We start from the raw sequence: 22,272 nt of genomic DNA, 5'->3' as shown, positions 1-22,272 counted from the left end.
GTGATCGGCGCGAGGTTGAGCACGAGGTCGACCGGCTCGCCCACCGCCTCGACCACCTCGGTGGCGGTGTGGTCGACAACCTCGTCGGCCCCCGCCGACCTGACGCTCTTGCCGCTGCGCGGACTGGCCGTGGCGATCACGTGCGCACCGGCCCACTTGGCCAGCTGCACCGCGTAGCCGCCGACCGCGCCGCCCGCGCCGTTGATCAGCACGCGCTGCCCGGCCGCCAGCCCGCCGTGGTCGAACAGCGCCTGCCACGCGGTCAGGCCCACCAACGGCAGCGCGGCGGCGTCGGCCAGCGGGACGCGCTTCGGCGCAGGCGTCAGGAGTTCGGCCGACATCACGATGTGCTCCGCGGCAGCGCCGTCCTCCATCATCGGCAGGAAGCCGACGACCTGGTCACCCACTTCCAGGCCGTGCACGCCCTCGCCCAGCGCGTCGACCGCGCCCGCCACGTCGCGACCGGGGGTGTGCGGCAGGGCCACCGGCATGACGTCGCGCCTGCTGCCCGCGCGAACACCGGCGTCGATGGGGTTGAACGACGTCGCGGCCACGCGGATGCGGACCTGCCCGGCACCGGGGGCGGGCTGCTCGGCGTCCTCGAAGCGCAGGACCTCGGGCTCGCCGTACTCGTGGAAGCGCACTGCCTTCATCTCGGGGCTCGCTCTCGTTCTCGGGGGAAGTTGCTTCGAATTTGAAGCAACTGGGACTACTGTAATCTTGCTTCGAATTTGAAGCAAGTGATGCCGGTCACCTCCGCGCGCGACCAGCACCGACGACCCTGCGCCACACCACTGCTCGATCCCCGCGCCCTGTGGTGCTCACCCGCGCTCAACACTGCCCGCACCGCGCGCCACCGCCCGGTCCGTGAACGCCCGCGCCGAGCGCGCCCGGCTGGGCCGGGGCGGGCGCTCGCGGGCACAGGTGGGCACTGCCGCTGCCCGTGCTCTCCGGAACCAGAGACCTCGCCCTCCTGCGAAGGTCTACATCTCCGGTGCGTCCTCGGGTGTCTTCGACGAGGTCGGCGGAGAAGGCGCGAGCGCCTCGACCTGCCGCCGCAGCAACTGCTCGACGAGCCGTTGCCTGGCCAGCGCCAGGTGGCGCCGGTAGGTGCCGTAGGGCACCCCGAGCCGTCGGGCGGCTGCCTTTTGGGTGCGGGACGCCGAGATGTAGGTGGTGGTGAGCGCTTCGTAGGCCTTGACGCCCGCGGGATCGACCCGCAGGGCGTCGAGGGCGGTCGTGATGGTGCCGCGCAGGTCCGCGACCGGGTCGGCCGAACCCCGCGGCACCAGGCGCGAGCGCAGCAGGACGCTGGTCGCGAACTCGCGGGGAGCGCGCCACGTGCGCAGCGCCTCGACCACGCCCGCCTCGAACGCCGAACGCGGCAGCTCGTCACCGGGGGCGGCGGACGCGGACCACGCGACCACGGGCGCGGTCGCGGCGCGGGCCCGGTGCTCCACCCACTGCTCCACCGTCTGCCGCCGCCAGTCCCGACCGAAGACGTGCTGCTCGCGCCCGTCGAGATGCACCGCGACGATCTCGTGCAGCCCGGCGTCGGCGAGGTAGCGGCGCCACCGCTCGGCGTCCTGGAACACGGTGAAGGTCAGCGCGCGCCCGCGGGTCCTCATCTCCTCCGCGATGGTGCGCCTGCTGATGAGGTCCATCAGGGGTGAGGGACGCTGGTGCCAACCCGGTTGCACCGCGAAGCGGCGGATGCCCAGGTGTTCGCCCTGCCTCAGCGCGCCGCTCGCCCCCACGTGCTCCCACAGCCGCGCGATCACCGGGTCCGCGGCCCGGTCCTCGGGCAGCGGCGCCTCCAGCCGCAGCATCGCCATGAACGCCACCGGCGCGGACGAACCCGCGTAGCGGTAGACGCGGAAGGCCCCCGGCTGGCGGCGCGCCCAGTGCGCGACCGCGACCGCCGACGTCGGCCCCTCCGCCTCCTCGGCCATGCGCAGGACGTCGGGCACGTCGCCGGGTCGCAGCGGGGTGTCCTCGACGTGGGGATGCGCCCGCCAGTCGTACAGGGCGTCCGGGCCGTCGCGGTCGCGGAAGAGGAACATCCACTCCGCGACACGCGGCAGCGCATCCTCCTCGGAGGCGCGGCGCACCGCCTGCAAGCACGCGACCGAGACGCGCACGCGCACGTCGTCGTAGCGCTCGGGGTCGCGCCAGCGCAGGTCGGCCTCCAGGGTCGCCCGCACCGCGTCGTGCGGCTGCAGCCCTTCAGGGGTGGCCTCGATGTAGGGCAGCCGGCGCAGCCAGGGGAACACCGCCGCGCTGTCCTCATCGCCCAGCACCGCGCGCAGCAGTGGTTCGCGCGTGACGTAGGACTGGGCGACGACCTCCAGGGCGCGCCGGTGCGCGGCGCTCGGCAGGTCCCCCACCAACCGCTGCACCAGGGTCGTCAGCGCGTCCCCGGTGGGCCCCCACGGCGCGCCCGGTGTCGCCGGGGGCGCGGACGCGGCGAGGGAGAGCGCGAGCGGGCTGCCCCCGGCGAAGGCCACGAAGGCGGCCCGCTGCTCGGCGGCGACACCGCGGGCGGCGAGCAGGGCGTCGGCCTCGGCGGGGTCGAGGGGGCGCAGTGCCAGGTCGGCGAACAGCCGCGCCCAGCCGGGGTCCAGCGACCAGTCGGCGTCGGGGGCGCCCCGCCCCGCGAGCACGACCAGCGCGCCCTCGGCGAGCCGGAGCAGGAAGGTGTCGCGCAGCCACGGCTCGAGTCGCCCGCCCTGCTCGAAGGAGTCCACGAGCAGAGCCGTGCCGGGCTCGACGCAGGCCAGGGCGGCGGCTTCCTCCAGATGCCGCGGGTTCCCGTCGAGGAAGCGAGCGTCGACGTGCACCACGCTGCGGCCCGCGAGTTCCGCCTGCCGCGCGGCGTAGCGCACCAGCGAGGACTTGCCGATGCCGCCGGGGCCGTGCAGGTAGGCCACCACCGGGGCGTCCGCCGCTCCCGACACCATCCGGTCGAGCACCGCCCGCTCCGGCCCCCTGCCCACCAGCGCGACGGCCCGCGCCGCCGCCAACCGGTCCGCCAGCCCGGTCCTGCCCAATGCGCACTCCTCCTGCCCGCTCGGCTCGCCGCCGATGATCCGACGGGTGCTCAGAGGATTGCTCCCACCGGCTCAGTCAGCCTGGGCCGGCTTGGCCCACCCTGATGACGGGCTGCTCGTCGGAGGCGCTGACGACCTCGCCCAGCCGCGCCGCGTCGGCCGAGCCCGGTGCCGCGGTGAGGACCACCAGCATCAGGTCGTCCTCCGGCACTTCGAGCAGGTTGCCGTCCAGCGTGATGGCTTCGCCGTCCGGATGGCGGAACACGGCGCGGTTGTCGTAGCCCGCGACCGGTCTGGAGGCGCGCCACAGGGCGTCGAACGGCCTGCTCTCGCTCCGCAGCTCGTCAACGAGTTCGGCGAGTCGCTGGTCAGCGGGATAGCGCAAGGACGTGTCGCGCAGCCGGGCGGCGAGCATCGCCTGGAAACCCACCGCGTGCTCCTCGGTCCGGCTGATCCCGCCGAGCGGGTTGCGGAACGTGCGCCACGCGATGTTCCAGTCCAGGGCGTGCCCGGTCGGCGCTCCGCAGCCCAGCGCTGCCCACGTGGCGTTGACCGCGACCGCGTTCCACGCCGCGTCGACCAGGAACGCGGGGGTGTCCGCGAACCGCTCCAGCAGCCGCAGCGCGGCCACCCCGGCCTCGCTCGGCACCTGTCCGTCGGCCGCGGCGTACCCGGCCAGGGCGCACAGCCGCTCGTACTCCGCCCGCTCCAACCGCAGCGCGCGGGCGATGGCGTTCACCACGCCGGCGGACGGGTGCCTGCGCCCCTGCTCCAACCGCCGCACGTAGTCCGCCGACACCCCGGCCAGCTCGGCGAGCTCCTCCCGCCGCAACCCGCGGACCCGCCGTCCACCGCCCGGCAGTCCGATCGCGCTGGGCTCCGCGTTCTCGCGCAACCTGCGCACCGCCGCCCCAAGATCGTGCAACATCACGGCGCAAGTGTGCCCGACGTGGAACATCCGCTTTCGCGTGTCGATTCGCGGGCGCTGGATGTCGCCGGGACTACTCGCGGACCTGGGCGTTCACCGCCTGCTGCACGTCACCGCTGTCCGCCCCCAGGCTCGCGAGCAGACGCAGCCCGTCCTCGGCGGGGCTGCCGGGAGGCGCGGACAGCACGACCAGTTCCACGCCCGATTCATCCGGCAGCGCGAAGTTCTCCTGGTGCAGTTCCAGCCGCCCGACCAACGGGTGCCGGTAGCGCTTGCGGCCGTGCGTGCGAGCGCGGACGTCCGCGCGCGCCCAGAGGCGGCGGAAGCGCTCGCTGCCCATGGCCAGCTCGCCGACGAGCGAGGTGAGCCGGGGGTCCTCGGGGTACTTGCCCGCGGCCAGGCGCAGGTGCCCGACCGCGTCGAGGGTGCAGTGCTCCCAGTCCGCGTAGAGGCCGTGCGGGCCCTCTTCGAGGAAGACGTGCCGGGCGATGTTCAGGCCCGGTATCGGCTTGCCGAACAGCAGGCGGGCCATGTGGTTGCCCGCGAGCACCTGCAAGCGGTAGTCCATGATCATCGCGGGTGCGCCCGCGACCAGGTCGAGCACGCGCAGCAGCTCCGGCCTGACTCGTCCGCTCGGCACCTTTGCGCGGCGGTGGCGCTGCCGGGAGAGCCGGTGCAGGTGCTCGCGTTCGGTCTCGTCGAGACCGAGAACGCCTGCCAGCGCGTCGAGGACCTGCTCGGAGGGCTGGGTCGCGCGGCCCTGCTCCAAGCGCACGTAGTAGTCGACGCTGACACCGGACAGGTGCGCGACCTCCTCGCGGCGCAGCCCCGCGACCCGGCGACGCCGGTCGGTGGGGATGCCGACCGTCGCCGGGTCGACCCGTGAACGCCTGGTCCGCAGGAAGCCCGCGAGATCGTCCATGCCCACCAGTATGGCCCCGGTGGCGCGGGCGAAGGTGGTCCTGCCATTACCAGGAAGTCCCGTCCGACGGTGGAAGCGTCCCTGAACACCGGGTGCCGCGACGCCCAGGATCGGGAGCACCCGATCTTGAGGAGTTCCCATGAAGGTGCTGATCGTCTACGCCCACCCCGAGCCGAAGTCGCTCAACGGCTCGTTGAAGGACCTCGCGGTGTCCACACTGGAGTCCGCCGGGCACGAGGTGCGGGTGAGCGATCTGTACGCGATGAACTGGAAGGCGGTCGTGGACGCCGCGGACTACGGTCCCTACGCTTCGAGCCCGTTGAAGATCAACAGCGACTCGGGCCGGGCCTTCGACGCCGGGGCGCTCACCCCGGACGTGCTCGCCGAGCAGGAGAAGCTGCTGTGGGCCGACACGATCATCCTCCAGTTCCCGCTGTGGTGGTACACGATGCCCGCGATCCTCAAGGGCTGGGTGGACCGGGTGTTCACCTGCCACTTCGCCTACGGCGTCGGCGAGCACAGCGACACCCGGTACGGCGAGCGCTTCGGCGAAGGCACCCTGGCGGGTCGGCGGGGCATGCTGGTGGTGACCACCGGCGGCCCGGAGGCGCACTACGCCCCTCGCGGGATCAACGGCCCCATCGACGACCTGCTGTTCCCGATCCAGCACGGCATCCTCTACCACCCCGGCATCGAGGTGCTGCCGCCGTTCGTCCTCTACGCCGTGGACCGGATGACCGCCGACGAGTACGCCGACGCGGCCAAGGCGTGGGAGCAGCGCCTGCTCACCCTGGAGTCGACCGAGCCGATCGCGTTCCGGCGGCAGAACTCCGGTGACTACGAGATCCCCTCGCTGCAGCTGAAGGAGGGGCTGGAGCCCGCGGGCCGCACGGGTTTCAGGCTGCACGTGCGCGACTGACCGCAGGAGCAGCAGGGAGATCCGGGGTGTCCCGGCGGCGGGTGGTGCCCGCCGCCGGAACCCCGGTCAGCAGGGCTTGCGGAGGATGGCCCCGGAGGTGCCCGCCAGCGAGACCGAGGAGACCGTCGCGCCGCGCTCGTCGACCTGCCCCTGCTCCAGCCGCACGGTGGTCGGCGGGCTGTCCGTGCGGTTGGCGTTGACCAGGACCGTGCCGCAGGAGAAGTCGCGGCGGAAGACGTTCGCGGCCACCGACCGGTAGGGCCCGGTCGGCGTGCCGAGGTCCCAGTCGTACTCGGCGTGCCACGGCGAGGGGTCGCCGTAGCCGTCGGTCCGCTCCACGCCGGCGATCGCGGTCCGGTCACCGGCGGCCATCAGGTAGCTGGCCAGCGCGTACCGGCGGGGCCGCTCCGCGCCCGCGCTGTGGTGGGGCTGCACCCAGGTGATCTTGCCGCGGGCCTCGTTGGCGGCGATCTGGTCGACCTGCCTGCTCCAGCCCTCGGGGTACTCCGAGAGCAGGTTGGTGTCGTCGAAGGTCAGCCACCACTCGTCGAACCCGCCGTCGAGGTGCTCGGTGTAGGCGTCCCAGGCGCCCGCGTGCAGCCGGGCGTTGGACAGGTTGGCCACCGTCTTCAACCCGGCCGCGGTGAACCGGTCGCGGGTGCCCGCCAGCATCGACTCGTAGGCGTCCTGGAAGGCCGCGTCGGTCGGGTACTTCGCCGGGCAGACCCCTTCGTGGTAGGCGTCGCACGGGAACAGCGCGTTGTCCATCAGCACGCCGTCGAACCCGGCGGCCTTGCTGCTGCCGACCACGTTGGCGGCCCAGGCGTCCTGGTAGGCGGGGTTGCCGACGTCCATCTGCCAGTGCCCGGCGTAGCCGCTGTACTCGAACCGGCGACCGCCCTGGTCGAGCAGGAACCACTCGGGGTGCTCCCGCTCGGCCTGGCAGTACCCGACGCCGGTGGGCAGCTGCGCGTCGTCCACGCCGCCGCGGCAGGCGTAGCTGCGCGTGGAGGACAGGTCCTTGTAGACGAACACCTGGACTTCCGGGTTCGCCGCCTTCAGCTTCGGGACCAGCGCGCCTTCCCAGGCGTTGAGCACGATGTAGGCGCGCCTGCGCGCTTCGGTGGCCAGCACCTCGTCCGACACCGGGGTGCCGTTCCAGTGCAGCCAGAAGGACTTCACCGCTCCGCCTCCGCCCGCCGAGGACTCGACGGCGCTGGTCGCGCCCGACGGCGCGGCCAGCAGCGCCGCCGCGACACCGGCCACGACGCTGAGCAGTATGCCGCCCCGGCTGCGGCGCGCAAGCCGGTGGCGGACGCGGTGGCGGCGGTCGAACAGGGCCATTCCGGACTCCCCGGTTTACCGCAGGCGGCACCCACCGGTGCGCGCGACAAAGATGTCGAGCACAACGGGGAATGGGCGCGCCTGCCCTCGTACCATTAGCACGGAGATCACCTACCAGCCGGTAGGACAACGTGCGGAGGCAGTAAAACCGGCGCTCTTCAAATAAGTCAAGCAACGTGCGCCACACCACGCGGAAAATGCGCTCCCATATTGATCGAAATCATTCTTGTCAACCGCTGGAGCGATCAGGCGCGAGCCCGTCCCGTCCGGTGGGAGCCGGTCGCGCCGGGGGCTTGGGCGGGCGTCAACCCCGCAGGAAGTCGACGGCCGCGGCCCGGAAGGCCGGGCTGCCCACGACGCCGTGGTCTCCCGGCAGCAGGCGGAGGCGGGCGTCGGGGATGGCGTCGGCGAGGACGTGCGGGCGTTGCGCCAGCGGATCGACGTCACCGGCGATGACGAGGGTCGCAGCGGCGATGGCGGCCAGGTCGATGCGCCCCCGGTGCGCGGAGCGGGCCTGCGCGGCCAGGGAGGGCAGGTCGGCCCCCACCGTCTCGGCGAACGCGCGCATGGCCGCGACCTCGGGCGGCAGGGTGCCGGGGGCGTCGGCGAGGAGGGCCAGGGACAGCACGTCGTTGGGCAGCACGCGGGTGTCGACGCCGCCGAGTTCGACGACTCCGGCGCCGACGCCGCCGATGACCAGCCTGCGCACGGCGGGTTCCTCGGCGGCGGTCAGGAGGGCGACGACCGCGCCCATCGAGTAGCCGACGAGGTCCACGGCGGGCACGCCCAGAGCGGCGATGACCGCGCGCAGGTCGCGGGCCATGCGGCGCTCGCCGTAACGGGCCGGGTCGGGCGATTTCCCGGACCGGCCGTGGCCGCGGGCGTCGACCCCCACGACGCCGCGCCCGGCGGCGGTGAAGGCGGCCACCGTGCCGCGGTCGGCCCACTCGACCGCGGTGTTGGCGGCGAAGCCGTGCTGGAGCACGACCGGCACCGGGTCCGGGTCGGTGCCGGGGTCAGGCTCCCAGCGGTGGTAGGCGATCCCGGTGCCGTCGTCGACGACGAGCGTGGCGCTGAGCGGCTGGTCCACGGCGGCTACGGCTTGTCCGCGACCTTGATCGAGCCCTGGATGATCTGGGCCTTGAACCCTTCGAGGATGCCCTGCAGCTTCGCGTCGATCCTGCCACCGGAGGTGGCGTAGCCGACACCGTCGACCTTGAGGTCGAAGACCTTCGGCAGCGAAGCCAGGTCGTTCCTCGCGGCGGCCTTGAAGAAGTCGTAGACCGCCACGTCGACGCGCTTGAGGCTGGACGCGACGATGACGTCCCTGCTGTCCGCCAGCGACGGCTGGTTGTACTGGTCGGCGTCGCACCCGACCGCCAGCACGCCCGCCTGCTTCACCGCGGAGAAGACCCCGATGCCGGAAGCACCCGCGGCCGGGTAGAGGACGTCCGCGCCCTCGGCGATGAGCCCCTTCGCGGTCTCCAGGCCCTTCGCCGGGTCCTGGAAGCCGCTGAAGTCGGTGGCGGGCGTGATGTACTTCTTGTCGACCACGACCTTCGGCGCGGCGGCCCTCGCGCCCTGGGTGTAACCGGCCTCGAACTTCCGGATCAGCGGGATGTCGACGCCGCCGACGAAACCGACGTGGCACTTCTTGCTCTGGTACGCGGCCACGACGCCCGCCAGGAACGCCCCCTCCTGCTCGGCGAAGACCAGCGGCGTGACGTTGGCCGCGCCCTCCACCGCCGAGTCCACCAGACCGAACCGGACGTCGGGGAACTCCGGCGCGACGACCCGCAGCGCCTCGGTGTAGGCGAAACCGACGCCGACGATCGGGTCGAAGCCCTCGCGCGCGAGCTGGCGCAGCCGGGACTGCTTCACCGACTCGTCCTCGGCCGGGGCGGCGGAGACCTCGCGGGTGTTCTCCTTGCGCACCCCCATGTCCTGGATCGCCCGGTCGAACCCGGCGGCGGCGAGGTCGTTGAACGAGGCGTCACCACGACCACCGATGTCGTAGGCCAAGCCGATCTTCAGCGCGCTCCCGTCCACCTGCTCGCCCTCGGCCTCCCGGCGACCCGCGGCGCTGGTGGTCGCGGCGGCTGGCGCGGCGGGCGGGGTCGCGAACTCGCAACCGGCTCCGACGACGCCGGTCGCCGCGGTGGTGCCGCCGGAGTCCTTCGCGCAGGCGCTCAGCACCATGAGGCCGGTCAGCGCGAGCGCGGCGACAGCGGTGCCGGACACAGGACGACGCACAGTTGGTCTCCCTCCCTGCTCGTCGAGCAGACGACAGCTCCCCCGATGAGCCCCATCAGGGCTTGCGCGACGGACCGTACCTTCCGGCCGCGATCTTGCGTTTCGGCGTTCACCTGCTGGGAACCGGGGGAAACGCCCGCGCTCCGACCGCTCGGTTGAGCCGATCGGGCCGCCACCCCGAGCCGTGGCTCCGCGATGAACCGGTGAGCGCCTCCTGGGGCACAATGACCGGCCGTGGGTTCTGACTGGTGGTGGTCGTTGTCCCTGCCGCCCGGCTCGTTGACCGCCGACCTGGTCGAGACGGTGCTGGCGCTCGCGGGGAACGCGGGACTGTCACCGCACCGGCCGGACGGGGCGATCAACGGCTTCCAGCGGGAGGGCGACCTACTGCTGCTGGACCACCGCGAACTGGTCGCAGGGTTGGCCGCGGGGACGATCGCCACGAACCTGTGGAACTCCGAAGGGGTGGACATCTGGCTGGCGACGGACCCGGAGACGAGCGCCGTCGTCCTGTCGCTGGACTCCTGCTGGACCTGGCGGTCCCCCGTTCCCGAGGCGGAGCCCTACCGGCGGCTGCACGGCGGCCTGACCGAGTTGTGGGTGGCCGTCGCGGAGCGGACGGGAGCGCTGTTCGGGCGGGTCGAGGACGAGTGGTCGCTGGAGCAGGTGTACCCGTCGCTGACCAAGCCCGTCTCCGACGCTCCCCCACCACCCGGCCGCAGGCCCGAGCGGATGGGGTGGTGGACCTACGTCACCGCCGAGCTGTACCGGCGGATGCCGCCGTTGCCGCCGGGGATCGACGCGACGGTCCGCCGCACGGCCAGCGGCGCGGCGGTGATCGCCCTGCTCGACGATCCGGCCGCGGTCGACCCGTTGGCGTTCGAGCGCTTCCACCTGCACCACGGGACGCAGACCCGGCTCGCGGGCATCGACCCACCCGGCGGGTCCCGGCGGTGAGAGGCTTCTCGTTGTCCCGCAAGCCGATACTGCGCATCGGCGACGGCCGCGAGCAGTGCGGTTGCCCTCTGGTCGAACCGGTGACCATCCACCTCGGACGCACTAAGCTGTCGCTGTGGCGCAATCATCGTCGTTCGACCGGATCGCCAAGCAGTACGACAACTCGCGGGGCGGGTTGGAGCGCGGCCAGACCGCCGCGGCCATCATCGCCCGCCACCTGGTGCCCGGTGCGGTGCTGGAGGTCGGCATCGGCACCGGCGCCGTCGCGGCAGGGCTGCGGGAGTTCGGGCACCCCGTGGTCGGCGTCGACATCTCGGCCGAGATGCTGCGCGAAGCGGGCGACCGGTTCCCCGGCGCGGTGGCGCGCGCGGACGCCGTGGCGCTCCCGGTCGCGGACGGCTGCCTGCCCAACGTCGTGTGCGCCCACGTGCTGCACGTGGTGAGCGACATGGGTGCAGCGATCTCGGAGGCCGCCCGCGTGCTGCGCCCCGGCGGTCGGTTGGTCGCTCTGCACGGCAACACGGTCAGCGACCCCGACCCGGTGAGCGAGGCGATGGCTGCGCTGGAACCGCTGCGGGCGCGTCCGGACAGTCCCGAAGGCGTGGCCGCGGCGGCGGCGGCCGCGGGGTTGCGGGTGGTCGCGCAGTCGTGGGCCGGGCCGTACGAGACGGCGTTCAGCCCCGAGGACTTCGCGAAAGCGTTGACCGGCAAGCAGTACCCGTACCTGTGGCGGGTCGACGACGCCACCTGGGTCCGGGTGGTCGAGCCGGTCATCGCGGCGTTGCGGGCGCTGCCCGACCCCCAGCGGGCCAGGCAGCAGTCCTGGCGCGTGCCGCTCACCGTGCTGGTCAAGGGCTGAGGGTCAGCCCTTGACGGTGATCGCCCCCGAGGGGCACAGCGACGCCGCTTCGCGCACGGCGGCCCGCAGCTCCGGCGGCGGTTCCGCGACGAGGAGCACCACGGTGCCCTCCTGCTCGGACTGGGTGAACGCCCCGGCCGCGGCCACCACGCACTGACCGGACGCGACGCACCTGTTCACGTCGACCCGCACCCGCATGTCGTTCCTCCTCACCCGTCCGCGAACCGCACGCGCAGCACGCGCTTGAGCGGCTTGCCGTTGTCGCCCCGCGGCAGCGAGTCGACGACGAAGACGCGCACGGGCACCTCGGCGCCCGTGAGCTCCGACCGCGCGAAGTCCAGCAGGTCCCCCTCCGGCACCGGGGAGTCGAGCACCACCGCCGCGGCCACCAGGTGGCCCGCCTCGATGTCGGGGATGCCGAACGCCGCGGCTTCGACCACGTTCGGGTGCCACAGCAGGGCGTTCTCGACCCGCGCGGAGGACACCAGCGCGCCCGCGGTGCGGATCGCGTCGGGAATCCGGTCGAAGAAGTGGAGGTGGCCGTCCTCGTCCAGCGAGCCGTAGTCGCCCATCCTGGTCCACCCGTCCGCGAACACCTCCCGGTTGCGGTCGGGGTCGCCCAGGTACCAGCGCTGCGGTGCGGTGGTCCGCAGGCGGATCTCGCCGACGACGCCCGGCGGCACCGGTTCGCCGCGCTCGTCGACCACCGAGACCTCGGTGCCCGCCGCGGGCCTGCCCTGGGACGCGGTGCGCGGGAGCCGGTGGTAGGCCGGGTCCGCGTGCTCGTTCCAGGCGGCCAGCGCGTGGTGCACGGACGCGGGCACCGCCTCGGTCGACCCGTAGCCCAGGAGCACCCGCACGTCCGGCAGCGCGCGCGACAGGGCGCTGATCGTCGCCATCGGGACGGCGGTCGAGCCGAGCATCAGGACGCGCAGCGCGCCGAGGTCGCACCGGTTCGGCACGTCGTCGGCGAGCCAGCGCTGGATCGCCCACGGCGACACGACGGCGGCGCCGATCCGCGAGCGGGCGATGGCCCGCGCCGCCGAAGCCGGATCTGGATCGCTGAGCACGTGGGTCTCGCCGGAGGAGGTCAGCGCCAGCATGGTGGCGCTGTGCCCGGCGTTGGTCCCGATCGGCACGGCGCACAGCAGTCGCGGGTTGTCGCCGAGGAACGCGCCGCGCGCCCCGCGGCCGTGGGTCAGGTTGGCATGGCTGACCGCCACCGCCTTGGCCTGCCCGGTCGTGCCGGAGGTGTGCAGGATCTCCGCGATCTCGCGGGGGTCCACCTCGACCGGCAGGCCGATCGGCTCACCGTCCACTTCGGACGTCAGAGCGGTCCAACCGGGGGAGGTGGGCGGCTGGACCGCCGCGGTGTGGACCAGACCGGTCACGCCGCAGCGGTCAAGCCGCCGCGCCAGCTCCTCCTCCGGCAGGTCGGGTGACAGGGTGACCACCGCGCCGCCCGCGAGGTGCACGCCCATCACCGCCACCACGTGGTCGATCCAGTCGCCGTGCCCGCACAGCACGGCGATCCGGTCACCGGGGCGCACTCCCCTGGCGACCAGTCCGCCCGCGATCCGGGCGGCCCCGCTCGCCCACTGCCCCCTGGTCAGGGCGCGCTCGCCGTCGACGACCAGCGCGACCGAGTCGGGCTGCCGCGCGAGCAGCGAGTGGACGAGCCGGGACATGGTGGCCGTGGTCCGGGCGTGGGTCATCTCCGCTGTCCTCCCCGTCCGACTGGCTGGACGGGAACGACGCTAGGGAGACCGGAGCCGGGCCACCGCCCACAATTGCGCGCGGGTCAGGAGGTGCGGCGCCAGTACACGCCGAACTTGTCGACAGTGACGATCTCCTCGGTGATGCCGTGGGCGTCGCGGTAGTCGTGCACCGCTTCCGCGCACGTGCGCAGGCCGTAGTCGTCGATGATGACGTAACCGCCGACGGACAGCTTGGGGTACAGGTTCTCCAGGACGTCCATGGTGGACTCGTAGAGGTCGCCGTCCAAGCGCAGCACCGCGAGCCGCTCCACCGGGGCGGTGGGCATCGTGTCGCGGAACCAGCCCGGCAGGAACTTCACCGACTCGTCGAGCAGGTCGTAGCGCCGGAAGTTCTCCCGCACCTGCTCCAGGGGGATGCCCAGCACATCGTTGAACTCGTGCATCTTCATCCGGTGGTCGCGCGGCCTGCCCTCGGGGCCGACCTGCGGCATCCCCTGGAACGAGTCCGCCACCCACACCGTCCGGTCGTGCACCCCGTGCGCCTTGAGGACCCCGCGCATGAAGATGCACACGCCGCCGCGCCAGACCCCCGTTTCGATCAGATCGCCGGGCACGTTGTCCGCCAGCACCCGCTCCACGCACTCCTGGACGTTGTCCAACCGCTTCAGCCCCACCATGGTGTGCGCGGTCAGCGGCCAGTCCTCACCGCCTGCGCGGCGGGTCGGGTCGTAGTCCCCGTGCGGCCGCGGGTCGGCGGGCCCGGTGGGGTAGGCGGGGTTCGACGGGTCCTCGTAGATGACGTTGGTCAGCGTCTTCTTGAGCAGGTCCAGGTAGAGCTGCACCCCGTTGTCCATTGGTTTCCTTCCCACGTCGGCGCGCCGACCGCGGCTCGGGGCCGACACGCCGACGGCGGCTTGCTCACTTGCCGGGTTTGGGCGGCGCCTTGAGCGGCACCTCGCTGAGCAGCAGGGTGGCCACCAGGCCGATGGCGGTCAGCACGGCCCCGACCAGGAACACCTGGTGCATCGCGCCCGCCAGCTCGGCCGGTGGCACGGCGGTGGTCCCGTCGGCCTGGACACCGCTGCCCAGGAAGGCGCCGAGCACGGCGATGGACACCGGCGCCGCGACGGTCCGCCAGAACTGGACCAGGCTGGTGCCGACGCCGAGCCGCTCCGGGGGGACGGCGCTCTGCACCACCGTGGTCGCCAGCGGGAACGACACTCCGATGCCGATGCCCACCAGGACCATCGCGACCACCGGCAGCACTCCTCCGCTGCCGGGGTCCACCAGGGTCAGCAGCAGCAGCCCGCCGACCATCGCGGCGAAGGCCGCGGTGCCCAGGAAGCGGTACCTCGGCACCGACGGGAGCAGCTTGCCCACGACCGGCGGGACCAGCATCATCGCGGCCGCGATCGGGATCAGCAGGCCGCCGGACGCGGTGGCGCTGACCCCGAGCACGCCCTGGTAGAGCAGGGGGACGTAGAAGGTGGTGGCGGCCATCGCGAACGACGAGAAGAACGCCACCACCGACAGCACCGCGACCTGGTTGACCCGGAACAGGCTGAAGTCCAGCACCGGGTGGGTGGCCACGCGGGTCTCGACCAGGTAGAACAGCACGAGCACGAGCACACCCGCGACCAGCGGCACGAGCACTTCGGGCGCGCCCCAGGAACGCCCCTCCCCCGCCAGGGAGACCGCCGCCAGGAGCGGGCCGATGCCGCACAGCAGCGTGAGCACGCCGAGGAAGTCGATGTCGCGCCAACTGGCCGCCGACCGCGCCAGCGGTATCCCGAGCATGGCGACGAACGCCAGCGCGCACAGCGGGGCGTTGATGTAGAAGATCCACCGCCAGCCGAGGGCGTCGGTGAGCAGGCCGCCCAGCGGCGGCCCGATCACCATGCTGAACCCCGAGGCGCTGAAGAACACGCCCTGCACCTGCGCCCGCCGCTCGGCCGAGTACATCTCCCCCAGCAGGGCGAAGACGTTCGCGGTCAGCACGGCCGCGCCGACGCCCTGCAGGGTGCGGCCCGCGACGAGCACCCCCATGTCCCGCGCCACGGCGGCCAGCAGCGACGAGAGCACGAAGGCCAGCAGGCCCGCGAGGATGAACGGCTTGCGGCCGAACATGTCGCCGAGCTTGCCCGCCACCGGGATGAACGCCGCGGCCACCACGCCGTAGGACACCCCGACCCACGGGTACAGCTCCAGGCCGCCCAGCTCGTCGATGATGTCCGGCATGGCGGTGGCCACGATCATGACGTCCACTGAGGCGAGGACGACCGCGATCAGCGCGCCCGCGGTGGCCATCGAGCGCACCCGCGGCGACAGCGGCCCACCGACCCCCTCCGCTGTCGTGCCCGGTCCGGTCCGCCCCATCGACATCGCCTCCTCAACTGGTGCGCGGGCACGCGGTGCGAGCTTCGCGGCGGCCCCCACATGATCACTCAGAGTCACCGGATGGTATACCAGGGTGGTCACCCGGATGAGGAAGTCGGACCTCCTGCCGCGCCCGCGTTCGGCGCGAAGGCCTTTCTCGGGATGTACAAGGGGATTCCGCCGTCGAGGTTGACGCCCTTGTCGATGAAGGCGATGTTGCGGTACACGTGCAGCCCGGCGATGCCCGCCCCCTCGGCGAACCGCTCGCCGCGCAGGGCGGGCGGGTGCTCCTCGTGGTGCAGCGCGTCGACGAGCCGCTTGACCAGTCCCAGGCCGGTTCGCGGTCCGGCGGTGGTGGAGTCGTCGCCGCCGTAGCCCGACAGGTACGAGGTCCACAGATCCTCGATGACGTACAGGCCCCCGGTGCGCACGTGCGGGAACAGCGCGGCGAACGAGGTGAGGATGTGCTCGTTGACGTGGCTCCCGTCGTCGATGACCACGTCGAAGGGGCCGTGGCGGCGCGCGATCTCCGTCAGCGTGGCGGGGTCGTTCTGGTCTCCTCGCAGGGTCGTCACGCGCGGCCTGTCCAACGGCGACTTGTCGAACAGGTCCACGCCGAACACCAGGCCGCGCGCGAAGTAGCGCCGCCACATGTTCAGCGAACCCCCGCCGGACTCGGCCCCCTGGAAGCCCCCGATGCCGATCTCCAGCACCCGCACCGGCTCGTCGCGCAGGCCGCGCAGGTGCCGTTCGTAGTGGGGCGTGAACCAGTGCAGCCCGCCCCACTTGTCCGAGTAGTACCTGGCGGCCAGCGCCCCCAGGTCCGGTGGGCGGGAGTCGATGCCGCTCAGCACCGCCGCGGTGGCCTTCTGCATGGCCAGGACCGATTCCAGCGAGGGCCGGTTCTTGCCGGGGATGTTGGCCACCTCGAAGCGGGACTTGAGCGCCCGCCTGCTCGCGTAGTGCTCGCGCGCGCTGCCGAACAGCTCGCGGACCAGGTCCGCGCAGGAGTACGCGACGCTCTGGGCGATCCGGTCGCCGACCCCCTCCGACACCCGCACCGGCTCGTGCGGCCGCACCGTGAACGTGAACGAGGTCGTCGCGCCGCCGTGCTCGACGTCCAGGCCCACCTCGGTGAGCCGGTCCACGTCCGGCAGGTCGGCGCGGAAGGCGATCTCGTCGACCAGCACCCGGTTCACCCGGTCCGCGCCCAGCTCGGTCACCACCTCGTCCAGCGCGCGGTCCGGTCCGCCCGCGGCGGCGATGAGCCTCTCGAGCTCCTCGGTGTTCAGCAGATCGGTCACGCCGTTCCTCCCCGTACCGCTGTGCTCGCACCAGCCGACGTCCGGCAGGTTAGGCAGCGGTCGGGGGGCGGACTGCTCAAAGCTGAGCGGCGTCGGCACTGCGCCCGATTGAGCAGAACCGGAGCGGGAGCGCGGCGACCATCGCGGTCATGCGAATACTGCTGACCAGCTGGGCGTGGGCCACGCACATGTACCACATGGTGCCGCTGGGCTGGGCCTTCTGCGCGGCGGGCCACGAGGTCCGGGTGGCGAGCCAGCCCGCGCTCGTCGAGGCCATCCGCAGCACCGGCCTGACCGCGGTCGCGGTCGGCGAGGACGTGGACTTCCTGTCGGCGCGGGCCCGCGACCGGGTGCAGCCGGTCGACCAGCTGCCCCCGCCGGGGTCAGTGCCGGACTACCGGCGGATGTGGCGCAACACCACCACCCGGATCACCGATCTGGCCGACGCGATGGCTCCCGACCTGACCGACTTCTGCCGGGCGTGGCGACCGGACCTGGTCGTCTGGGACTGGATGACCTTCGGGGGCCCGATCGCGGCCCGGCTGACGGGGGTGCCCAGCGCGCGGTTCCTCTACGGCCCGGACCTGCTGACCCGGCTGGGGCGCGCCGCCGAGGAGGCCGACCCCGGCGGGCGCGACCGCTGGCTGTCCGACCTGTACGGCCGCTTCGGCGCCGAACCCGGCGGCGCGGGGGCCGAGTGGGGCGGGACGGCGCTGCTGGACACCTGCCCGCCGAGCGCGCAGCTGCCCGGCGTGGACGGGCTGCGGATGCGCTACATCCCCTACAACGGACCGGCCGAGGCTCCCCGGTGGACGGTCGAGCCGCCGCGGCGCCCCAGGGTCTGCGTCACCATGGGGCTGCTCACCCGCAACCTGCGCAACCAGGACTCGGTCCTGCTGCCCGAGCTGCTGCGCGAGCTGTCCGGCGCGGACGCCGAGGTGGTCGTCGCGGGCACGCCCGCGCAGCGCGCCGAGCTGACCGACCTGCCCGCCAACGCCCGGTTCGCCGAGCTGGTGCCGCTGCACGCGCTGCTGGGCGGCTGTTCGGCGATCGTGCACCAGGGCGGCGCGGGCACCGCGATGTCCGCCGCCTACTACGGGGTCCCGCAGGTGGTCGCCGCGGCGATCGCGGACCAGCCGTTCAACGCCGAGCGGTTCGCGCACACCGGCGCCGTCGTCCCGGTCCCCGCGGTGGCGGGCAGCGAGGGCGCGGTCCGGGCGGCGGTCGACGAGGTGCTCACCAAGCCGCAGTACCCCGCGGCGGCGCGGGCGCTGCGGGACGAGGTCATGGCCCAGCCGTCCCCCGCGGCGGCGGTCGAGGCGTTGAGGGAGGCGGTCCGATGATCCACGGCGATGTGCCGCACGTGCCGTTGAAGGTGTCGCGCTGCGTGCTGGGCACCTCGGGGTGCCGCGACGCCGGCGCGTACGCCCTGCTGGACGCGTACCTGGAGGCCGGGGGCAACTGCCTGGACAGCGCCCACGTCTACGGTGGCGGCCGGTCCGAGGTGACGGTCGGCGCGTGGCTCGCCGAGCGGGGCGTGCGCGAGGAGGTGGTGATCGTGGGCAAGGGGGCGCACCCGCCGGACTGCCGCCCCGAGGCGATCGGGCCGCAGCTCACCGAGTCCCTGGACCGCCTGGGCACCGACCACTTGGACGTCTACCTGCTGCACCGGGACGACCCGGAGGTGCCGGTGGACGAGTTCGTCGACGCGCTGGAAGCCGAGGTGCGTGCCGGGCGCATCCGCTGCTACGGCGGGTCGAACTGGAGCGTGGAGCGGGTGCGGGCGGCCGACGAGCACGCCGCCCGCGTGTCCGGGCAGGGCTTCACGGCGCTGAGCAACCACTTCTCGCTCGCCGAGCCCGTGGAGCCGCTGTACCCCGGCTGCGTCGCGGTGGACCGGGCGGGGCGGGAGCACCTCGCCGCCACCAGGACGGCGCTGTTCCCGTGGTCCTCGCAGGCGCGGGGATTCTTCTCCGGCGTGGACCCCGCGCTGCTGGACCCGAACATGGTGCGGTGCTGGGACACCCCCGCCAACCGCGAGCGGCGCGAGCGCGCGGCGGTCCTGGCCCGGCGCCACTCGGTCGAGGTCATCAACATCGCGTTGGCCTACGTGCTCGCGCAGCCGTTCCCGGCGTACCCGATCATCGGCCCGCGCTCGACCGACGAGCTGCGGACCGCGCTCGCGGGCGTGGAGGTGCGGTTGACCGCGGCCGAGTGCCGCTGGCTGGAGAGCGGGGCGGGAACGCCCTGATCCGCGAGCTTCCCGGTGCCCCGCCGCGCGGTGGGGCACCGGGAACCGGTCGGTCAGGCGCCCGAGGCGATCGTCCGCGCGATGGCCGAGACGATCGCCTCGACGTGCCGGTCGGTGATGGCGGGGTGCACCGGCAGCGAGAAGGCCTGCTCGGACAGCATGTCCGCCACCGGGAAGGAGTCGCTGGTGTTCACCACCTTGGCGAACACCGGCTGCCGGTGCAGCGGGATCGGGTAGCGCGGCAGCACCGGGTAGCCCTCGGCGAGCAGCCTGCCGGTGAACTCGGCCGCGGTCATCCCGGTCCGCTGGCGGTCGAGCACGCACGTGTACTTCCACCAGCAGGGGTCCGCGGCCGGGGACGGCTGCGGCAGCAGCACGCCCGGCACGTCGGCCAGCAGCCGCGCCAGCAGGTCGCTGTTGCGCCTGCGGCGCTCGTCGTACTCGGCGATGCGTCCCATCTGGACCGAGCCCACCGCGGCCTGCGGCGCGGTGAGCCGGTAGTTGTACCCCAGCACCGAGTGGTGGTAGAGCCGCCGGGGGCCCGCCACCGGCTCCTCCCCGTGGCTGCGCAGCAGCCGCACCGACTCGGCCAGCGCGTCGTCGTCGGTCAGCACCGCGCCGCCCTCGCCCGCGGTGGTGATGATCTTGTCCTGCCAGAAGCTGAGGCACCCCAGCGCGCCGAAGCCACCGACCGGCTTGCCGTCGTAGCGGGTGCAGTGCGCCTGGGCGGCGTCCTCGACCAGGGCGACGCCGCGGCGGTCGCAGACCTCGCGCAGTTCGGCCAGGGGGGCCGCGCAGCCGTTGAGGTGCACCGCCACCACGGCGCGGGTGCGCGGGGTCACCCGGCGCTCGACCTCTTCGGGGTCCAGGCAGTAGTCGGTGGCCCGGACGTCGGCGAACACCGGCGTGGCGCCCTGGTAGAGCACCGGGCTGGCCGATGCGACGAACGTGTGCGCGGGCACGATGACCTCGTCGCCCTCGCCGACCCCCAGCGATGCCAGGGCCAGGTGCACTGCGCTGGTGCCCGTGTTGACCGCCACGGCGTGCCGCACGCCGTGGTGCGCTGCGAGCTTCTCCTCGAACTCCTCGACGAGCCTGCGGCCGACCAGCTGGGACATCTGGTTGGCGGCGACCGCCTCGCGGGCGGCCTCCGCTTCCTCCGGCCCCATCTGCGGCCACGTCGGGAATTCGATCGCGGGTCGAACGTCTTCCTGAGCCATGGCCACGAGCTTGCTCGCGCGCCGGTTCCCGTGCTGCTCAACACTGATCAGGTGGGTCGCGGCCGCTCAGCCCGCGAGCACGACCTCGCGCTCGGCGCAGCCGGGGTGCAGGAACTCCAGCAGCCGCTCGCCCTGCGCGGTCAGCGCCCGGCGGTCGGCGGCCTTGACCGCGGCGAACGGGGTCAGCGTCAGCACCGCCGTGCGGCGCTTGGCCGTCGAGGACCACAGGCCCGCCACCACGCCGTCCAGCAGGAACGTCGGCTTGATCTGGAGGTTGGCCCGCACCGAGACCGCGTCGCGGTGCGCCTCGGGCAGGACGCGCTCGCGGCGCTGCGCGTGGTAGGCCAGCAGCGCGCTGTCGAACGCGGCCAGGAAACGGGGCCCGACGCGCACCCCCTCGTCGGGGCGCGGCGCGTCCACGAGGTCGTGCACCTGCCTGCCCGCCTCGTCGGTGAAGCGCACCAGGGTGTCCCCGAGCCGCTCCAGGGACTCGCGGACACCCGGTGTGCTCCAGCCCGTCCAGTACGCGACGTCCTCGACCGTGGCGGGCCCGAAGGCCCGCAGGTGGTGGCTCACCACGGCGTCCAGCGCGGCCTCGGTGGCGCGCTGCCCGACCGGTGGCGCCGCGCGGTAGTGCTTGGGCTCCTTGGCCCACCGGCCGTCACCGGGAACCCGCACCAGGAAGGGCCCGGTGCGCAGCGGTCGCCACTTGTGCTCGCGCTGGAACGCCAGCTCCTCCGCCCCCACGACACCCGGCCGGGCGGCGGCCCACTGCTCGGCGAAGGCCGAGATCTCCTCGACCGACCGCGGCTCGTCGGCGGCGAAGGCCGCCACCGCCGGGCGCAGGGCCGCCGAGTCGGGATGCGGCTCGCCCTTCGCCCGCCGCCAGTCGCACGCGCCGGACCGCTCGGCCACCACGGCGTAGTCCGGGTGCTGGGCGGCGCTGACCACGTGCAGGGTCGCGCGCAGCAGCGTGCCCGCGACCAGCTCGCCCCCGGCGAGGGCGGCGTGCAGGTCCTCCGCGCGGAAGCCCGCGAGCCGGGACCACAGCGCGACCGGCGGCGCGGCCCACGACTGGGCCTGGATGGCGCCGATCGCCTCGACGGCCGCCACGACCGGCAGCGCCAACGGCTCCAGCAGGCCCTGGCGGGCCAGCAGCGCCCGGTTGAGCGCGCGGGTGGTGATGGGCTTCCCGCTCACGGTGGGTGGCCTCCTCGACTGGACGTGGCCGTGGCCGTGGCGCGCCGGACGGCTCAGGCGATGTCGTACTCCAGGGTGATCGCGCCCACCCGCGTGCCCTCCGACCGGTACTCGCCCGATCCCGACAGCCCGCTCAGCTCGTTGGTGCCCGATCCGGAGACCACGGCGAGCTCGCCCTGCACCGCGCCCCCGCTGAAGGTCAGGTGGGCCCGCAGCACGAACGAGCCGAACCGGCCGCCGACGGCCCCGGTGACCCGGAACAGCCCGACGATCTCGGCCTCGGACTCGGTCGGGTGCGCCATGAGGAACTCCGCCATGGCCTCGCCGTCGACGTCACCGGTCAGCCGGTGGCGCGACGTGGTGCGGGTGACCATGACGCCGTCGCCGTCCAGCGGGTTCTGCTCCCACGTCAGCACCTCGAACCCGCTCTTCGCCTGTGTGCCCACCAGTCTCTCCTGACCTCGTGCGGTTCCGGTCGACTGGCAAGGTAGGGCGACCGCCGGAGGCGGGCAGCTCAACAGTGAGCACATCAACGGTGAGCACGCGACGACGAGCGCGCGGCCCGCCGCGCGGGGTCAGCTGCCGCCGAAGCGCGCCAGGCAGAACGGGTGCCCGGCCGGGTCCAGCATCACGCGCCAGCGCTCCGCGTTCGGCTGGGGCTCCGGCTTGGTGCCGCCCAGCTCCAGCACCTGCCGCTCCGCCTCGTCGAGGTCGGCGACGTCGATGTCGAGGTGGATCTGCTGCGGCACGTCCTGGGTGGGCCACTGCGGCGGGCGGTAGTCGGCCACCCGCTGGATGGCGATGGCCACCCCGCCCTCCGGCCCGGACAGGTAACACCCGTCGTCGTCGTTGTGCACGATCTCCAAGCCAGTCAGGCCGCGGTAGAAGGCCGCGAGGTTCTTGGCGTCGGCGCAGTCCAGGGTCACCGCGGCCAACCGCCCCACTGCAGTCATCGTAGAACTACCTCCAGT

At 73.2% G+C, this 22,272-nt stretch carries 21 protein-coding genes; 5 read left to right on the top strand and 16 right to left on the bottom strand.

Annotated features, from left to right (window positions below; genetic code table 11):
- The 4 genes from IEZ00_RS36520 to IEZ00_RS12445 form a co-directional block, all read right to left on the bottom strand.
- Positions 1-653, bottom strand: a 653-nt coding sequence (locus tag IEZ00_RS36520) for an NADP-dependent oxidoreductase (protein ID WP_229795533.1), incomplete at its 3' end; no start/stop codon positions are given.
- A 330-nt stretch (positions 654-983) separates the two neighbouring features.
- Positions 984-3,050 (bottom strand): ATP-binding protein, encoded by a 2,067-nt coding sequence (locus IEZ00_RS12455; RefSeq protein WP_229795531.1) that lies wholly within the window; start codon positions 3,048-3,050, stop codon positions 984-986.
- A 76-nt stretch (positions 3,051-3,126) separates the two neighbouring features.
- Positions 3,127-3,978: a helix-turn-helix domain-containing protein gene (locus IEZ00_RS12450; RefSeq protein WP_229795704.1), complete on the bottom strand. Its 852-nt coding sequence runs from the start codon at positions 3,976-3,978 to the stop codon at positions 3,127-3,129.
- 73 nt (positions 3,979-4,051) lie between these two features.
- Positions 4,052-4,900, bottom strand: coding sequence for a helix-turn-helix transcriptional regulator (locus IEZ00_RS12445; protein WP_189223388.1), 849 nt, complete (start codon positions 4,898-4,900; stop codon positions 4,052-4,054).
- A gap of 139 nt (positions 4,901-5,039) precedes the next feature.
- Between IEZ00_RS12445 and IEZ00_RS12440 the strand changes: the two genes are divergently transcribed.
- On the top strand, positions 5,040-5,819 hold the full coding sequence (locus tag IEZ00_RS12440) for an NAD(P)H-dependent oxidoreductase (protein WP_189223387.1): 780 nt from the start codon (positions 5,040-5,042) through the stop codon (positions 5,817-5,819).
- A gap of 66 nt (positions 5,820-5,885) precedes the next feature.
- On the opposite strand, the gene IEZ00_RS12435 is transcribed toward IEZ00_RS12440, so the two are convergent.
- The 3 genes from IEZ00_RS12435 to IEZ00_RS12425 form a co-directional block, all read right to left on the bottom strand.
- Entirely contained in the window at positions 5,886-7,163 is a 1,278-nt protein-coding gene (locus IEZ00_RS12435; RefSeq protein ID WP_189223386.1) for a putative glycoside hydrolase family 15 protein, read from the bottom strand.
- Between the two features lie 304 nt (positions 7,164-7,467).
- On the bottom strand, positions 7,468-8,253 hold the full coding sequence (locus tag IEZ00_RS12430) for an alpha/beta fold hydrolase (protein ID WP_229795529.1): 786 nt from the start codon (positions 8,251-8,253) through the stop codon (positions 7,468-7,470).
- Between the two features lie 5 nt (positions 8,254-8,258).
- On the bottom strand, positions 8,259-9,404 hold the full coding sequence (locus tag IEZ00_RS12425; RefSeq protein ID WP_189223872.1) for a BMP family lipoprotein: 1,146 nt from the start codon (positions 9,402-9,404) through the stop codon (positions 8,259-8,261).
- Between the two features lie 246 nt (positions 9,405-9,650).
- Here IEZ00_RS12425 and IEZ00_RS12420 point away from each other — a divergent pair, with 246 nt between their 5' ends.
- On the top strand, positions 9,651-10,373 hold the full coding sequence (locus IEZ00_RS12420; RefSeq protein ID WP_189223385.1) for a hypothetical protein: 723 nt from the start codon (positions 9,651-9,653) through the stop codon (positions 10,371-10,373).
- Positions 10,374-10,488: 115 nt separating this feature from the next.
- Positions 10,489-11,232: a class I SAM-dependent methyltransferase gene (locus tag IEZ00_RS12415; protein ID WP_189223384.1), complete on the top strand. Its 744-nt coding sequence runs from the start codon at positions 10,489-10,491 to the stop codon at positions 11,230-11,232.
- Between the two features lie 3 nt (positions 11,233-11,235).
- Here IEZ00_RS12415 and IEZ00_RS12410 read toward each other — a convergent pair whose 3' ends face one another.
- From IEZ00_RS12410 to IEZ00_RS12390, 5 genes are all read right to left on the bottom strand, one after another.
- Positions 11,236-11,430, bottom strand: a complete 195-nt coding sequence (locus tag IEZ00_RS12410; protein ID WP_189223383.1) for a ferredoxin — start codon at positions 11,428-11,430, stop codon at positions 11,236-11,238.
- A gap of 11 nt (positions 11,431-11,441) precedes the next feature.
- Positions 11,442-12,947, bottom strand: coding sequence for a class I adenylate-forming enzyme family protein (locus IEZ00_RS12405; RefSeq protein WP_189223382.1), 1,506 nt, complete (start codon positions 12,945-12,947; stop codon positions 11,442-11,444).
- Positions 12,948-13,033: 86 nt separating this feature from the next.
- Positions 13,034-13,804: a TylF/MycF family methyltransferase gene (locus IEZ00_RS12400; protein WP_189223381.1), complete on the bottom strand. Its 771-nt coding sequence runs from the start codon at positions 13,802-13,804 to the stop codon at positions 13,034-13,036.
- A 64-nt stretch (positions 13,805-13,868) separates the two neighbouring features.
- A complete protein-coding gene (locus tag IEZ00_RS12395; RefSeq protein ID WP_189223380.1) occupies positions 13,869-15,332 on the bottom strand; it encodes an MFS transporter in 1,464 nt (487 codons plus the stop codon).
- Between the two features lie 92 nt (positions 15,333-15,424).
- On the bottom strand, positions 15,425-16,630 hold the full coding sequence (locus IEZ00_RS12390) for a class I SAM-dependent methyltransferase (protein WP_229795527.1): 1,206 nt from the start codon (positions 16,628-16,630) through the stop codon (positions 15,425-15,427).
- A gap of 149 nt (positions 16,631-16,779) precedes the next feature.
- Between IEZ00_RS12390 and IEZ00_RS12385 the strand changes: the two genes are divergently transcribed.
- Positions 16,780-17,973, top strand: coding sequence for a nucleotide disphospho-sugar-binding domain-containing protein (locus IEZ00_RS12385; RefSeq protein ID WP_189223379.1), 1,194 nt, complete (start codon positions 16,780-16,782; stop codon positions 17,971-17,973).
- Positions 17,970-18,881 (top strand): aldo/keto reductase, encoded by a 912-nt coding sequence (locus IEZ00_RS12380; protein WP_189223378.1) that lies wholly within the window; start codon positions 17,970-17,972, stop codon positions 18,879-18,881. The genes IEZ00_RS12385 and IEZ00_RS12380 overlap by 4 nt, the downstream gene beginning before the upstream one ends.
- 53 nt (positions 18,882-18,934) lie before the next feature.
- Here the strand turns inward: IEZ00_RS12380 and IEZ00_RS12375 are convergent, their stop codons facing one another.
- The 4 genes from IEZ00_RS12375 to IEZ00_RS12360 form a co-directional block, all read right to left on the bottom strand.
- On the bottom strand, positions 18,935-20,101 hold the full coding sequence (locus IEZ00_RS12375) for a DegT/DnrJ/EryC1/StrS family aminotransferase (protein WP_189223377.1): 1,167 nt from the start codon (positions 20,099-20,101) through the stop codon (positions 18,935-18,937).
- 66 nt (positions 20,102-20,167) lie between these two features.
- Positions 20,168-21,301 carry a winged helix DNA-binding domain-containing protein gene (locus IEZ00_RS12370; protein ID WP_189223376.1) on the bottom strand — a complete coding sequence of 378 codons (1,134 nt, stop codon included), beginning with the start codon at positions 21,299-21,301 and terminating at the stop codon, positions 20,168-20,170.
- Positions 21,302-21,354: 53 nt separating this feature from the next.
- Entirely contained in the window at positions 21,355-21,747 is a 393-nt protein-coding gene (locus IEZ00_RS12365; RefSeq protein ID WP_189223375.1) for a DUF3224 domain-containing protein, read from the bottom strand.
- A gap of 129 nt (positions 21,748-21,876) precedes the next feature.
- Positions 21,877-22,254, bottom strand: a complete 378-nt coding sequence (locus IEZ00_RS12360) for a VOC family protein (protein ID WP_189223374.1) — start codon at positions 22,252-22,254, stop codon at positions 21,877-21,879.
- Positions 22,255-22,272 lie beyond the last annotated feature (18 nt).

It is taken from the genome of Saccharothrix coeruleofusca (assembly GCF_014648515.1).
GTDB classification, from domain to species: domain Bacteria; phylum Actinomycetota; class Actinomycetes; order Mycobacteriales; family Pseudonocardiaceae; genus Actinosynnema; species Actinosynnema coeruleofuscum.
Note: the sequence above shows the minus strand (reverse complement) of the source record. Positions and strands in the feature narration are given on the sequence as shown.

What these genes read in the sequence shown, in the direction of transcription:
- IEZ00_RS12385 (WP_189223379.1), top strand. Translation starts at nt 16,780, where the DNA reads ATGCGAATACTGCTGACCAGCTGGGCGTGGGCCACGCACATGTACCAC.
- IEZ00_RS12395 (WP_189223380.1), bottom strand. Translation starts at nt 15,332, where the DNA reads ATGTCGATGGGGCGGACCGGACCGGGCACGACAGCGGAGGGGGTCGGT.
- IEZ00_RS12410 (WP_189223383.1), bottom strand. Translation starts at nt 11,430, where the DNA reads ATGCGGGTGCGGGTCGACGTGAACAGGTGCGTCGCGTCCGGTCAGTGC.
- IEZ00_RS12445 (WP_189223388.1), bottom strand. Translation starts at nt 4,900, where the DNA reads ATGGACGATCTCGCGGGCTTCCTGCGGACCAGGCGTTCACGGGTCGAC.
- IEZ00_RS12435 (WP_189223386.1), bottom strand. Translation starts at nt 7,163, where the DNA reads ATGGCCCTGTTCGACCGCCGCCACCGCGTCCGCCACCGGCTTGCGCGC.
- IEZ00_RS12450 (WP_229795704.1), bottom strand. Translation starts at nt 3,978, where the DNA reads ATGTTGCACGATCTTGGGGCGGCGGTGCGCAGGTTGCGCGAGAACGCG.
- IEZ00_RS12375 (WP_189223377.1), bottom strand. Translation starts at nt 20,101, where the DNA reads ATGGCTCAGGAAGACGTTCGACCCGCGATCGAATTCCCGACGTGGCCG.
- IEZ00_RS12360 (WP_189223374.1), bottom strand. Translation starts at nt 22,254, where the DNA reads ATGACTGCAGTGGGGCGGTTGGCCGCGGTGACCCTGGACTGCGCCGAC.
- IEZ00_RS12440 (WP_189223387.1), top strand. Translation starts at nt 5,040, where the DNA reads ATGAAGGTGCTGATCGTCTACGCCCACCCCGAGCCGAAGTCGCTCAAC.
- IEZ00_RS12400 (WP_189223381.1), bottom strand. Translation starts at nt 13,804, where the DNA reads ATGGACAACGGGGTGCAGCTCTACCTGGACCTGCTCAAGAAGACGCTG.
- IEZ00_RS12405 (WP_189223382.1), bottom strand. Translation starts at nt 12,947, where the DNA reads ATGACCCACGCCCGGACCACGGCCACCATGTCCCGGCTCGTCCACTCG.
- IEZ00_RS12380 (WP_189223378.1), top strand. Translation starts at nt 17,970, where the DNA reads ATGATCCACGGCGATGTGCCGCACGTGCCGTTGAAGGTGTCGCGCTGC.